The 11,959-nt window shown below is 65.1% G+C and carries 12 protein-coding genes; 1 reads left to right on the top strand and 11 read right to left on the bottom strand.

Features of this window, described 5'->3' with window-relative positions; all coding sequences use genetic code 11:
* Positions 1 to 39: 39 nt before the first annotated feature.
* The 7 genes from SCI24_RS05010 to SCI24_RS04980 all read right to left on the bottom strand — a co-directional run bounded on the left by SCI24_RS05010 (position 40) and on the right by SCI24_RS04980 (position 5,984).
* Positions 40 to 786 carry a M15 family metallopeptidase gene (locus tag SCI24_RS05010; RefSeq protein ID WP_318724336.1) on the bottom strand — a complete coding sequence of 249 codons (747 nt, stop codon included), beginning with the start codon at positions 784 to 786 and terminating at the stop codon, positions 40 to 42.
* Positions 787 to 802: 16 nt separating this feature from the next.
* Positions 803 to 2,080 carry a TRAP transporter large permease gene (locus tag SCI24_RS05005; RefSeq protein ID WP_318724335.1) on the bottom strand — a complete coding sequence of 426 codons (1,278 nt, stop codon included), beginning with the start codon at positions 2,078 to 2,080 and terminating at the stop codon, positions 803 to 805.
* Positions 2,077 to 2,526, bottom strand: coding sequence for a TRAP transporter small permease (locus SCI24_RS05000; RefSeq protein WP_318724334.1), 450 nt, complete (start codon positions 2,524 to 2,526; stop codon positions 2,077 to 2,079). The genes SCI24_RS05005 and SCI24_RS05000 overlap by 4 nt, the downstream gene beginning before the upstream one ends.
* A gap of 116 nt (positions 2,527 to 2,642) precedes the next feature.
* Positions 2,643 to 3,653, bottom strand: a complete 1,011-nt coding sequence (dctP, locus tag SCI24_RS04995) for a TRAP transporter substrate-binding protein DctP (protein WP_412929070.1) — start codon at positions 3,651 to 3,653, stop codon at positions 2,643 to 2,645.
* 135 nt (positions 3,654 to 3,788) lie between these two features.
* Positions 3,789 to 4,724 carry a LysR family transcriptional regulator gene (locus SCI24_RS04990; RefSeq protein WP_318724332.1) on the bottom strand — a complete coding sequence of 312 codons (936 nt, stop codon included), beginning with the start codon at positions 4,722 to 4,724 and terminating at the stop codon, positions 3,789 to 3,791.
* Positions 4,725 to 5,002: 278 nt separating this feature from the next.
* Positions 5,003 to 5,728, bottom strand: a complete 726-nt coding sequence (locus SCI24_RS04985; RefSeq protein WP_318724331.1) for a nucleotidyl transferase AbiEii/AbiGii toxin family protein — start codon at positions 5,726 to 5,728, stop codon at positions 5,003 to 5,005.
* A gap of 7 nt (positions 5,729 to 5,735) precedes the next feature.
* Positions 5,736 to 5,984, bottom strand: a complete 249-nt coding sequence (locus SCI24_RS04980; protein ID WP_318724330.1) for a hypothetical protein — start codon at positions 5,982 to 5,984, stop codon at positions 5,736 to 5,738.
* Positions 5,985 to 6,226: 242 nt separating this feature from the next.
* Between SCI24_RS04980 and SCI24_RS04975 the strand changes: the two genes are divergently transcribed.
* A complete protein-coding gene (locus tag SCI24_RS04975) occupies positions 6,227 to 7,255 on the top strand; it encodes an osmoprotectant NAGGN system M42 family peptidase (RefSeq protein WP_318724329.1) in 1,029 nt (342 codons plus the stop codon).
* On the opposite strand, the gene SCI24_RS04970 is transcribed toward SCI24_RS04975, so the two are convergent.
* Genes SCI24_RS04970 through SCI24_RS04955 form a run of 4 tightly spaced genes read right to left on the bottom strand, consistent with a single transcriptional unit; the run spans position 7,246 to position 11,925 of the window.
* Entirely contained in the window at positions 7,246 to 8,067 is an 822-nt protein-coding gene (locus SCI24_RS04970; protein ID WP_318724328.1) for a FadR/GntR family transcriptional regulator, read from the bottom strand. The genes SCI24_RS04975 and SCI24_RS04970 overlap by 10 nt on opposite strands.
* Positions 8,064 to 9,086, bottom strand: coding sequence for an ABC transporter ATP-binding protein (locus SCI24_RS04965; RefSeq protein ID WP_318724327.1), 1,023 nt, complete (start codon positions 9,084 to 9,086; stop codon positions 8,064 to 8,066). Before SCI24_RS04965 ends, SCI24_RS04970 begins: the two co-directional genes overlap by 4 nt.
* Positions 9,083 to 10,981 carry a dipeptide/oligopeptide/nickel ABC transporter permease/ATP-binding protein gene (locus SCI24_RS04960; RefSeq protein WP_318724326.1) on the bottom strand — a complete coding sequence of 633 codons (1,899 nt, stop codon included), beginning with the start codon at positions 10,979 to 10,981 and terminating at the stop codon, positions 9,083 to 9,085. Before SCI24_RS04960 ends, SCI24_RS04965 begins: the two co-directional genes overlap by 4 nt.
* The gene (locus SCI24_RS04955; RefSeq protein WP_318724325.1) at positions 10,978 to 11,925 is read right to left on the bottom strand and encodes an ABC transporter permease; all 948 of its coding nucleotides are present in this window, start codon (positions 11,923 to 11,925) and stop codon (positions 10,978 to 10,980) included. The genes SCI24_RS04960 and SCI24_RS04955 overlap by 4 nt, the downstream gene beginning before the upstream one ends.
* Positions 11,926 to 11,959 lie beyond the last annotated feature (34 nt).

The raw sequence follows: 11,959 nt of genomic DNA, 5'->3' as shown, positions 1-11,959 counted from the left end.
TGCCCGCGTGTCTGGCCAGCGGCGCAGCAGGCCCATGGCTCACAGCTGTCGCCGCCAGCGGCTTTCGATGGTCTCCAGCTCTGCGGGCCCATAGAGGGCCTGGGCATGGCCGCTGTAATGGGCCCATAGCTGGTCCCCCGCATCGTAGTGCCACCACTCGCTCGGCAAGTTGGTGAAGCCCTGTTCCCGCATCGCGCCATAGAGGCGGCGTCTGTTGTCGCGTGCCTGTCGCTGTCGAGCGTCCGGGCGAGGAATCTCTTCCAGCGCGACAGAGTGGGAGGCCGGCACGGCCTCGTCGAACAGGGTGCCCATGTCCAGCGGCAGCCCGTCGGCATCGCTCAGGGTCACATCCACGGCACCGCCGGTAAGGTGGGGGCTCGGCGAGCTCGCCTCGCGACTGGGCACGGAAATGAATTCCCGCGTTCGCTCCAGCAGTGTCTCGTCGCTGAGTTCGGGATGGTGAGAGCGGATAGCCTCCTGCAGCGTATCGAAGAGGTACTGCTGCACGCGCCAGGGGCGCCAGCCGTCCAGGACCACCAGCCCATACTCGGCGGGCAGGGAGCGGGCCACCTTCAGCAGCCGCCGGTAGACCCCTTCACGGACATAGCATTCGTTGACTGCCCCGGGAAGGTCCTGCTTGGCATAGACCGGGAAGATCTTGATCGGCGACGGTGCCAGGCTCAAGGGAACCAGTGGCTCGTCACTTCCCGTGATGGGGATGCGGCTCACCACCGACCAGTCGGGGTCGGGGTGGCGGTCGATGGGCGATGACAGGAAGCGGTTCACGACGGTCTCCATGAGGTCAACCAAGCTGGGTCGGTAGCCAGAGGGTCAGGGAAGGGAAGAGGATGAGCAGGATCAGTACCAGGATCGCCGTCACCACGAACGGCCAGATGGTGCGAAACAGCGAGGTGATCTCGAGCCGACTTACCGCGGCCGCGACGAACACACAGGCGCCCATCGGCGGGGTGATCAGAGCAATCGTGATGTTCAAGGTGATGATGATGCCCAGATGCACCGGGTCGATGCCTGCCATCATGGCCACGGGAGAGAAGATCGGCGTCAGCAGCATCAGGGCCGAGACCTCCTCCATGAACATGCCGGTGACGAAGGTGATCAGGCTCAGCAGCAGCAGGATTACCACTGGCTGCTCGATGTAGGGAGCCAGCAGCGCCACGAACTCGTTGGGTACCTGGGCATAGGAGAGCAGCCAGCTGATGGTGGCCGAGGCGGCCATGATCAGGAAGATCGCGGAGGTCAGGCGCGTGGTGTCGACCATGGCCTTCCAGAAGTCGGCGAGGCGCAGATTGCCCTGCGCCAGGCCGCACAGTGCCACGTAGAGCGCCGTGAGCGCCCCGGATTCGGTGGGCGTTACGAAGCCCATGACGATCCCCGAGACGATGATGAAGGGTGCCACCAGCGCGGGCAGGGCGCCCAGGGCCGTGACCACCAGCTCCCGGCGAGAGGGGAGTCCGCCACGCTTTTCCAGCCCCTTGTGCCAGGCATACCAGGCGTTCATGGTCATGAACGCCAGGCCCAGCAGCAAGCCCGGGATCACGCCGGCGAGAAATAGGTCACCCACCGAGGTATTGGTCAGCGAGGCGTAGAGGATCATGAAGATGCTGGGCGGGATGATCGGCCCGATCAGCGAGCTGCCGGCCGTGAGGCCCGCGGCGAAGGCGGTGGAGTAGCCTTCCTTGCGCATGGGCGGCACGAGCAGCGAGCCCAGCGCCGAGGTGTCGGCCACCGCGGAGCCATTCACGCCGGCGAAGAAAATGCTGGAGACCACATTGACATGGCCCATGCCGCCGCGCAGGTGGCCGACCAGCAGCTTGGCGAAGGCCATGAGACGGTCCGTCAGCCGCGTCACGTTCATCAGGTTGCCGGCCAGGATGAACAGTGGAATGGCCATCAGCGAGAAGGCGTTGATGCCGCCGAAGAACTGCTGGGGCATCATGCGCGGGATCATCGCGGGATCGACGAACATGAAGCCCACCACTGCCGTGGCAAGTAGTGAGATAAACAGCGGTAACCCCAGCAGGACGTGCACGAGGAAGATGGCCAGCATGGTCAAGGTCATGCGGGATCCTCCGTGAGCGTCTTGAGGGGTGCCGGACCATGCCACAGGGCATGCCAGGCCAGCAGCGCGAAACCGATCGGCACCGACAGCATGGGAATCGTCCTGCTGATGCCCAGCCCCTGGCTGGTGAACATCGAGACAGACATGGCGTAGCGATAACTGATGATGGCGGCGCCGACGGCAATGCCCAGCGTAAGGAGCCACTGGTAGAGGTTAAGGAGGCGGCACAGCGGCGCTGGAAGCAGGCGCTCGATCAGCGCGACGCGCATGTGGCCGCCCTCCACCCAGACGGCACCGGCCCCGAGCAGCACGCTGCCGATGATCAGGAAGCGGGCCAACTCGTCTGTCCAGATGGGGGCCCCGCCGGCCACGTAGCGCATGAACACGCCGTAGAGGATCACCGCCAGATCGATGAGCAGCAGGCTGCTGGCAACAGTCAGTGACACGGACCGGCTGATCGCCAGTACGCGAGAGTTCGATAACGTCATGGAGGGTTGCCATTTGTCATGGGGCAGGGGGTGGCCCCCTGCCCGAACTGCGGATGTCTCTGGGACGGTGTGGCTTACTCGGCCAGATGTGTCATCCCGGCATCCTCGAGCGCCATGTCGATGAAGGACGGATCAATGTCCTGCTCGCCGAGCCAGTCCAGATAGGCCGGCTGACCCTGCTCGCGGAAGGCGGCCAGCTCGTCCTCGGAGGGCCGGATCACCTCCATGCCCTGCTCCTCGAGGTAGGCGATGCGCTCGTCGACCCGGGTCTCGTTGTGCTCGCGGGCCATCTGGTTGGCCTCCTCGACGGCCTCCATGAAGGCCTTGCGTGTCGCCTCGTCCCAGCCGTCGATCATGGCACCGTTGCCGACCAGGAACTGGTCCGAGTACTGGATGTTGGCCAGCGTCAGGTAGTCCTGCACCTCATAGAGGCTGCCCATGATGATGTACATCGGCGGGTTCATCTGGCCATCGGCGACGCCCGTCTTCAGCGCCATGTAGACCTCGGTCCAGGGGATCGGCGTGCCGGAGGCCCCGAAGGCTTCGTAGAGCGCGACCTGGCTGGGGTCCATGGCGCGAAAGCGCAGCCCCTCGAAGTCGCTGGGCGAGGAGATGGGCTTCTCGTCGTTGGTGAAGGCCAGAAAGCCGCCTTCCTCGACCACGGCCAGCAGCTCCACGCCGGTGCGCTCACGCAGGGCGTTCTCGACGGCCTGCCAGTACTGGCCTTCGTCGAAGAAGGTGCGTGCCGACTCGAAGTCATCGAAGAGGAAAGGAATGGCGCTCACGAACACTTCCGGCACAAGGGGAGACATGCCGGCGAAGGAGGCGATGTTCAGGCTGGGGCTGTTCATCGTCTGCTCCATGCGCTCCTGTTCCTCCCCCAGCATGCTGTTGGGGTAGAGCTTGAGCTCGATGTCGCCGTCGGTCTTTTCTTCGACCAGCTCCTTGAGGTTGGTGGCGAAGACATGCACGGCGTTCTTGTCGGGATCCGGGGCGCCGTTGTAGCTCAGGTCCACGGTCGTGGCGGCATGCGCCTGGCCGGCCAGGGTGCCCGCGGCCAGGACGGCGGCGGTGAGGGAGGACATGGCAAACGATCGAGTGGGATTCATGTTGGGACTCCGGGCGTTGTTGTTGGCGGAACGGCCGGCCTGTCGGCCGGTATATGAGCAGACTAGGCGTTGATGTGTTGACTAATCAAACCCTTAAGCGTTGCTTTTACCTCAACGCTTGGCGCCCAGCAGGCGCGGGGCATCGGCATTGAAGAAGCGCATCCCCCGGCAGAGGTGCTCCAGACAGGCCTTCGCCGCTACCGTGAGCTCGCGGCCGGTGAGGCTCACGATCTGGGCCCGTGCATCGCTGAGCACAGGATAGGCCATGGGCAGGACGGTGATATCCCCTTGCTGGATCTCCTCGGCCACGGTCAACTCGGGCATGAAGGTCACGCCGATGCCTGAGCGTACGAAATTCTTCAATACGGCCACCGAGTTGGTGTGCAGGCGCGCCTGCAGGAAGATTCGCTCCTGGTGGGCCACGGCATTGACCATCTGGCGCATGCCGAAGGGGTTGTCCATCAGGCCGATCGGCCAGCGCACCAGGTCCTGCAGGGCGACCGGCCGCGGGAAATGGGCCAGTTCATGGTCGGTGGGGACGATCAGGTCCAGTGGCTGGCGTGTTTCGACATGGCAGGTCAGCTGTGGATCGACGGGGGGCGCGTAGAGGAGGGCGAGCTCGACCTCGCGATCCTTGACCAGTGCCATGGCCTCGTTGACTCCGGCCATCACCACCTCCAGCTCGATTCCCGGGTAGGTGGTCATGAAGGATTGCAAGGGAGCGGAGATCAGGTCGGCGATGAAGCCTTCGCCCACCGCAATCCGGACCTGGCCGCTGACCAGTCCCTGCAGCGCCGACAGGCGGGAGATCACGGCGTCCTCTGCCGCCTGCTGGCTATGATAATGATCGACGAGCAGGCGCCCCGCCTCGGTCACCTTGATGCCACCGGCATTGCGTTCCAGCAGCCGGGTGTCGAGCTGTTCCTCGAGATAGCGAATCTGCCGGCTGATCGCCGAGACATCGATGCCAAGGTAGGTGGCCGCTTTACGCAGAGAGCCGCGACGAATCACTTCGCTCAGGTAGGAGAGGGCGCGGGTGTTGAGCATCGACCGCAGTGCCTCGTGTCACAGAGATGGAAAGGGAAGCAACGCGTCACATGGACGGCATCAGCATACCGTGCTGGCGCGAGCATCGCAGGGGCCTGGCCATCCGGACGCGGGCACTGGAAATTTTTCGAAGAGGAGAGGAGGCGAGACTCGCGGCCGACACAATGTCGGCACTGAATCGATACGATCATCCGAGATCCTATTTTATCGGGTCCCGTGTGATTGACCACCCGATTGGTTCGGAGGGGGCTTCCGAGTTAACCGAGTCATGTCATCGGCTATTGGGCCATTTGTGCCAAGATCAGTTCATCGAGCCACTCAGGTGCTTGCTCTTCGATGAGTGTTTTTGCCAATACGCCTGACATGTGTAGCGATTCTGTGGCGTGCTTTATATGGATCTGTTGCCGAGTTTTAAGGTCCCTTAAGGCTTCCCCTAAGGCGGTGGATATCACATTACTGCCGTATTCATCACATGCGATGTCCCATGACGATTTTGGTATGGGTCCCCAGGCACGTCGCATCATGCAGAGGTCGAGAATATCTTTGATATGGGTTTGATATCTGTCGGCGTTGGCCGTTAATTTAGTGGCAAAGCAGCCCTCTCGGCTTACACAGGGAATGGGGAAAAGTCTCTGCTGAGTGTCGGGTTTTAATCGATCATTGGAAAAATTAATGATTTCGAGTTTTATGGGCCTCCCTGGTCCTTCGAGGAGGGCACGAATAGCATCACGGTCAGCGCGAATTTCCCGATCACCGAAGCGCGTCAGCGTATGGCCTTTACGAAGTAGCCTGCCAAAGCTGATGTTGGTGACGGTTGAGCGAGCGGCTCGGTAAGCCTCTTTACCGATACAGAATAGATCGATGTCGACAGATTCACGAAACTCATCAAGTTCGAGAGCGATGCGGGTTCCTCCCCCGAATAAAATGTTGTTTTCATAAAGGAAGTCAGGATCAAAGCTCGCGAGGATATTGCTGATCGCTTTATGATGAGGGCGGCTATACATTACGTCATCAAGCCACGAGAAGATGGCCGTGACCGTAGATGCGGGCCAGTTTTTTAATTAATGCGACTTCATCCTCGTTCAACCGTTTTTGATCAATAAAACGCCATCTTTCTTCATAGAGGCGAAACGCTATCTCGGGATCGACATAATCCTCTGCACGATCCCAAAGAATGGCATCGAGCTCTGGATAGGCATGTCGATTGATTGGAGGGATAGTCATAGATGCGCCAACGGTTAATCGGAGGGTGGTTTGCAATTAATTTTAATTATAGCTGGTTGGGCTGGTGAACGTCAAAAAGCTATGCGTGCCAGAGGGTCGCGCTTTACTGCCAATCCAAGGCTAGACCCCCGATTGTCACAGTGCGGCGCTGCAAGCCAGAGGAACAGCAGGAGAGATTTGCCGCCGGTGCCATGCCGGCACTGGCTCGATCCGGTGGCGGCGTGGCCCCATGGCGACCTACGCTAGGCGAGCAATCCCCCGCCTCACAGGAGCGCAAGATGTTTGCCATCGATACTGATGCCCTGGTGGCAGATCTGCTGGCCATGCTGGCGATCCCGTCGCCCTCCCTGCATGGCCAGCCCATGGTCGACTGGCTAGTGCCCCGGCTGGAGGCGGCCGGGCTGACAGTGGCGACGACGGCCCGCGGTGACCTGTATGCCCAGCGGCCGGGTGATACGCCATCTCGCGCGGTCACGGCCCACCTCGATACCCTGGGGGCCATGGTGGTGCGCCGGCGCAGTGATGGCCGCCTGGCCGTGCGCCCGATCGGTCACTGGAATGCGCGCTTCGCCGGCGGTGCGAGGGTGCGGGTGCACGGTTATGACGGCAATGTGGCCGCGAGCGGGACCCTGTTGCCGGAGAAGGCCTCGGGGCACGTATTCAACGAAGCGGTCGATCACCAGCCGAGCGACTGGGCACACATCGCCCTGCGTCTCGACCTGGTCGATACCTCACCGGTCGTGTTGGCGGCGATGGGGATCGGCGTGGGCTCACTGGTCAGCGTCGAGAGCCAGCCGGTGGTCACCGAGACCGGCTTCATCAATGCCCGCCACCTGGACAACAAGGCCGCCATCGCCTGTGTGCTGGCGGCTCTTCGCACCGGCAGCGAGGTGACCGGGACCCGACTGGTGTTCTCGTGCGCCGAGGAGCTCGGCGTGGGCATGAGCCAGCCGCTGCTGGCCGGTGTGAAGGAGGTCCTGAACCTGGATATTGCCGCACAGGGCGAGGGGCAGCACTCGTGCCCGCACGGGGTGACGATCGCCATGATGGACAGCCTCGGCCCCTTGCACCCCATGGCCACTCGCCGGCTCGTCGCGCTGTGCGAGCGACATGACATCCCCTTCACGCGGGATTGCTTTCCCTACTACTACTGTGACGGTGATGCGGCCAGCCGCGCCGGCATGGACGTGCGCAACGCGCTGGCGTGCTTCGGTGCCGATGCCTCACATGGCTGGGAGCGGGTCCACCGTGACTCGCTGGTCGCCTTGGCGCGGCTGGTGGCCTCTTGGCTTGCCGATCACGACTGAGGCTGGTTGGCGAGGTGTGCGCTGAGCGCCAGATAGTCGCGGCTGGGGCCCTCCATATCGCTGGTGCCGGCCTTGAAGAAGGTGCGTTCGAGCATGGCTTCCCGGGCTTCCATCAGTCCCTGGGCGGCGTGCATGTGCTCGGCCATGATCTCGCGCGCCGCCGCGGTGTCCTGGCGGCGTAGTGCCTCGATCAGCCGGCGTTGATAGTCGTGGCCACGGCGACGCAGCTCCGGGTAGGGCTGGTCGTAGATGCGCTGGCAGGTGGTCATGCTCATCAGCAGGCGAATGGGGAAGCGGCACATCAGCGCGAGCAGCGGGTTGGGGCAGTGATCGACCAGCAGCAGGTGGAACTCCAGTTCCTTGATGCGCTGCTGGCGCTCCTCGTCCAGTGACTCTGAGGGATGGTCGTAGAAGGCCATCACCGTCTCCAGCCGTTGGAAATCCGTGTCGCTGAGCTCGCCCGCGAGACTCGCGACCAGGGAGGGTTCCAGCTGCTTTCGCACCTCGTAGATATCGTGGATGGTCGGCGGTCGAAAGAAGAAGTAGTTGCCCATCAGCTCCATGGCGCGGTCGTCGCTGACCTCCGACAGGAATGCCCCGCCACCCGGGCCGGTGCGGGTGTGGATCAGGCCCTGGGACTCGAGGCCGCGCATGGCCTCGCGGATGGTGCCCTTGGCGGCGTCCAGCGCCTCGATCAGGTGGCTTTCCTGGGGCAGGCGGTCGCCGGGCTGCAGGCCGTGGGCGGCGATATAGTCCTTGATGGCCTCCCCGATCGCTTCGGGGCGCTTGCGGCGTGGGCTCGAACGCGTCATTCCGTGCGGATCTCGGTGTCACGGGGTGCCTGGCGTTGCCAGGTGCCCTGCAGGGGATGGATACAGGCCGCAAGATGGTCGCGACTCTCGCCGGGCCTGTCCAGTGCGGGGATCGCGCCTCGGCAGTCGTCGCGAGCGCGGGGACAGCGCGGCGCGAAGGCGCACCCCGGTGGCGGAGCCAGCGGGTCGGGCAGCTCGGCCTCGCCGGACTCGGCGCGAATCGGCGGCCCGCCCGGCACCGGGGCACTCTCCAGCAGCAGCCGGGTGTAGGGGTGCGCCGGGGCGTGGAACAGCCGGCGAGAGGGCGCCTGCTCGACCACCCGACCGAAGTACATCACCGCAATGCGGTCGCTGATGGTCTCTACTACCGACAGGTCATGACTGATGAACAGGTAGGTCAGGTCGAACTCGCCCTTGAGGCGGCGCAGCAGCTTGAGTACCTGGGCCTGGATGGAGACATCGAGCGCCGAGACGGGCTCGTCGAGCACCAGAAGCTTGGGCTCGGCGGCCAGTGCCCGGGCGATACCGATGCGCTGCGCCTGCCCTCCGGAGAACTCATGGGGAAAGCGCGAGATGAACTCGGGACGCAGGTTGACCACCTCCATCAGCTCGCCCAGGCGGCGCTCCAGGGCGTCGCCGTCGAGGCCGCGCAGGTAGCGCAGGGGAGCGGCCAGGATATCGCGGATCCGCTTGCGCGGGTTGAGCGAGCTCAGCGGGTCCTGGAAGACATACTGCAGGCGCCGCGACAGGGCATGACGGTCCTGCGCGCGCAGCGCCTGGAGGTCATCGCCGGCGAAGCGGATGCTGCCCTCGGTCGGGGTGTCCAGGCCCACCAGCAGGCGCGCCAGGGTCGACTTGCCGCAGCCCGATTCCCCGACGATGCCCAGTGTCTCGCCGCGGGCGACATCGAGGTCGATGCCCTGGACGGCATGCACGCCGGGGCGGTCGGGCCCGAACCATCGCGTGCCGCCCCCGAAGGTGCGGGTCAGGCCCCGGATCTCCAGCAGGGGTTCACTCATGGCATCGCTCCCTGGCGGGCCTCGAGGCCCAGTGGTTTGATGCAGCGCACCTCGCGGTCGGCGTCGGTGGCGATGAGGTCGATCTCGCCCCGGCGACAGGCGTCCTCGGCCAGGTCGCAGCGCGGGGCGAAGGCGCAGCCCTCGGGCAGCGCGTTGGCTGCCGGCGGCAGGCCGGGGATCGCCGCGGGCTCGTTGTCGGGCTCGCCCAGCCGCGGCACGCAGTCGATCAGCCGGCGCGTGTAGGGATGGCGCGGATGGTCGAGGATCTCGGCGGTCGGGCCGATCTCGACGATGCGCCCGGCATACATCACCGCCACGCGATCGCAGACCTGCGAGACCACCCCGAAGTCGTGGGTGATGAACAGCACGGCACTGCCTTTTTCCTCGCGCAGGCTCTGGATCAGCGACAGGATCTGCGCCTGGACGGTGACGTCCAGCGCCGTGGTCGGCTCATCGGCGACGATCAGCCGGGGATCGTTGGCCAGTGCCATGGCGATACCCACCCGCTGGCGCATCCCTCCGGAGAGCTGGTGCGGGTACTGCTCGGCCCGCTGAGCGGGGTTGGGAATGCGCACCTGGCCGAGCAGCGAGACGGCCCGTTCGCGGGCCGCGCTCTGGTTGAGCGGCTGATGCTGCTGGATGGCCTCGACGAGCTGGTTGCCGACCCGGAACAGCGGGTGCAGGGTGGAGAGGGGGTCCTGGAAGACATAGGCGACGTCCTTGCCGCGAATCCGGCGGATCTCGCGGTGGGGCATGTCGAGCAGGTCACGGCCTGCCAGGGCGATGCGCCCGCCGGTGATCATGCCCGGCGGCGAGGCGACCAGGCCCAGCAGCGACAGCGCGGTGACCGACTTGCCCGAGCCCGATTCGCCCACCAGGCCCAGGCACTCGTTGGGCCGGATCGAGAAGCTGACCCCGTTGACCGCACGGTAGGTGGTGCGCCCGACCTCGAAGTCGGTGTGCAGGTCCTCGACGGCGAGCAGCGCCTGGTCGTCCGCTGGTCCCGCGGGCGGGGGGCGACGACGACGGATGCGCGTGAAGGGCGCGGGGCGTGACAGGGCCCCGGACTTGAGCCTCGGGTCGAGGGCGTCGCGAATGCCGTCGCCCAGCAGGTTGATGCTCATCACCAGCAGGAAGATCACCAGGCCGGGCAGCGTCGCCACGTGCGGGGCATTGAGCATCATCTTGCGTCCCTCGCCGAGCATCGAGCCCAGGTCGGCCTGTGGGGGCTGGGCGCCGAGGCCCAGGAAACTCAGCCCGGCGGTCTCCAGGATCATCCAGCCGACGGTGGTCGACAGGGTGATGACGATCACCGGCAGCACGTTGGGCAGGATCTCGCTTGCCAGGATGCGCAGGTGCCCCTTCCCCGAGAGACGCGCGGCGTCGACGAACTCGCGGTGGGCGATGCCCACGGTGACGCCGCGGATGTTACGGGCAAAGAAGGGGATGTTGACGATGGCGATGGCGTAGAGCGCATTCATCAGCCCCGGCCCCAGCACCGCCACGATGGCCAGGGCCAGCAGGATGTAGGGAAAGGCCATCAGCATGTCGATGCCGCGCATCAGGGTGTTGTCGGTGCGCCCGCCGTAGTAGCCGGCGACGATGCCGATCAGCGAGCCCAGGAAGGCGGCCACCAGGGAGGCGGCGATGCCCACCGCCAGGCTGATGCGCGTGCCCCACAGCAGCCGCGAGAGGATGTCGCGGCCCAGGGCGTCGGTGCCCAGCAGGTGCCCCTCGGAGAGCGGCGGCTGCAGGCGGTTGGCGGTCTCGGTGATGTTGGGGTCGACCAGCGGCAGCCAGGGCGTGATCAGGCACAGCAGCAAAAGCAGCACCAGCATCACGCCGCCGAAGGCGGCCAGGCGGTTACGGGCGATCTGGGTGACGAAGGCCATCATGCAGCGATCCTCGGGTCGAGCCAGTGCTGGAGCAGGTCGGCGAGCAGGTTGAACAGCACATAGGCGGCCGCCACCACCAGCACCCCGCCCTGGACGAGCAGCAGGTCACGGGTAGCGATGGCATTGACCAGCATCCGGCCGATCCCGGGCCACTGGAACACCGTCTCGATATAGACGGCGCCCCCGATGACGAAGCCGGCCTGGACACCGATCACCGGAATCAGGTTGACCAGTGCGACCTTGAAGGCGTGGCGCAGCACCACGCGGTGCTCGCCGAGGCGCTTGGCGCGCGCCGTGCGGATGTAGTCCTGGCGCAGCACCTCGAGCATGTTGGAGCGCGTCAAGCGGGCGATGACCCCGGCAGCGACCACCGCCAGGGCAATGGCCGGCAGCACCAGGTGGTGCAGGATGTCGAGGACGCCGCCACCGCCGTAGGGGGCGGTCATGCCGCTGGCCGGAAACCAGCGCAGGTCCACGGCGAAGACCATGATCATCAGCATGCCCAGCCAGAAGGCCGGCACCGATATGCCGACCAGCACGAGCAGGGTGATCAGCCGGTCGCCCCAGCCGTACTGGCGAACCGCGGAGATGATGCCGGCCACCACCCCGACCAGGGTGCACAGCACCAGGGAGGTCCCGGCCAGCAGCAGGGTGGCACCGAAGCGCTCGAGCACTTCGTCGAGTACCGGGCGGTTGAGGGCATAGGAGCGTCCCAGGTCGCCCTGCAGGATGTTGCCGAGCCATACCAGGTATTGCTGGGGTAGCGGCAGGTCGAGGCCCAGGTCGGACCGCAGGCGTTCGAGGTTCTCGGGGGTCGCGTAGGAGCCGAGGATGGCCTGCGCCGGATCGCCGGGGATCAACGACATGATCAGAAACACGATCACCGAGAGCCCGAGCAGCACCGGCAGGGTCAGCAGCAGGCGGCGCAGTGCATAGCGAAGCATGACGAGAGGTCCGGGTCGGGAGCATGGCGGCGGC

The organism is Halomonas sp., from assembly GCF_033549285.1.
Classification (GTDB): domain Bacteria; phylum Pseudomonadota; class Gammaproteobacteria; order Pseudomonadales; family Halomonadaceae; genus Halomonas.
This window is presented reverse-complemented; position numbering and strand designations above follow the sequence as displayed.

Excerpts from the sequence above, each read along its gene's own strand:
- SCI24_RS05005 (WP_318724335.1), bottom strand. The coding sequence starts at position 2,080 with ATGACCTTGACCATGCTGGCCATCTTCCTCGTGCACGTCCTGCTGGGG.
- dctP (WP_412929070.1), bottom strand. The coding sequence starts at position 3,653 with ATGTCCTCCCTCACCGCCGCCGTCCTGGCCGCGGGCACCCTGGCCGGC.
- SCI24_RS04990 (WP_318724332.1), bottom strand. The coding sequence starts at position 4,724 with ATGCTCAACACCCGCGCCCTCTCCTACCTGAGCGAAGTGATTCGTCGC.
- SCI24_RS04985 (WP_318724331.1), bottom strand. The coding sequence starts at position 5,728 with ATGTATAGCCGCCCTCATCATAAAGCGATCAGCAATATCCTCGCGAGC.
- SCI24_RS04975 (WP_318724329.1), top strand. The coding sequence starts at position 6,227 with ATGTTTGCCATCGATACTGATGCCCTGGTGGCAGATCTGCTGGCCATG.
- SCI24_RS04970 (WP_318724328.1), bottom strand. The coding sequence starts at position 8,067 with ATGACGCGTTCGAGCCCACGCCGCAAGCGCCCCGAAGCGATCGGGGAG.
- SCI24_RS04965 (WP_318724327.1), bottom strand. The coding sequence starts at position 9,086 with ATGAGTGAACCCCTGCTGGAGATCCGGGGCCTGACCCGCACCTTCGGG.
- SCI24_RS04960 (WP_318724326.1), bottom strand. The coding sequence starts at position 10,981 with ATGATGGCCTTCGTCACCCAGATCGCCCGTAACCGCCTGGCCGCCTTC.
- SCI24_RS04955 (WP_318724325.1), bottom strand. The coding sequence starts at position 11,925 with ATGCTTCGCTATGCACTGCGCCGCCTGCTGCTGACCCTGCCGGTGCTG.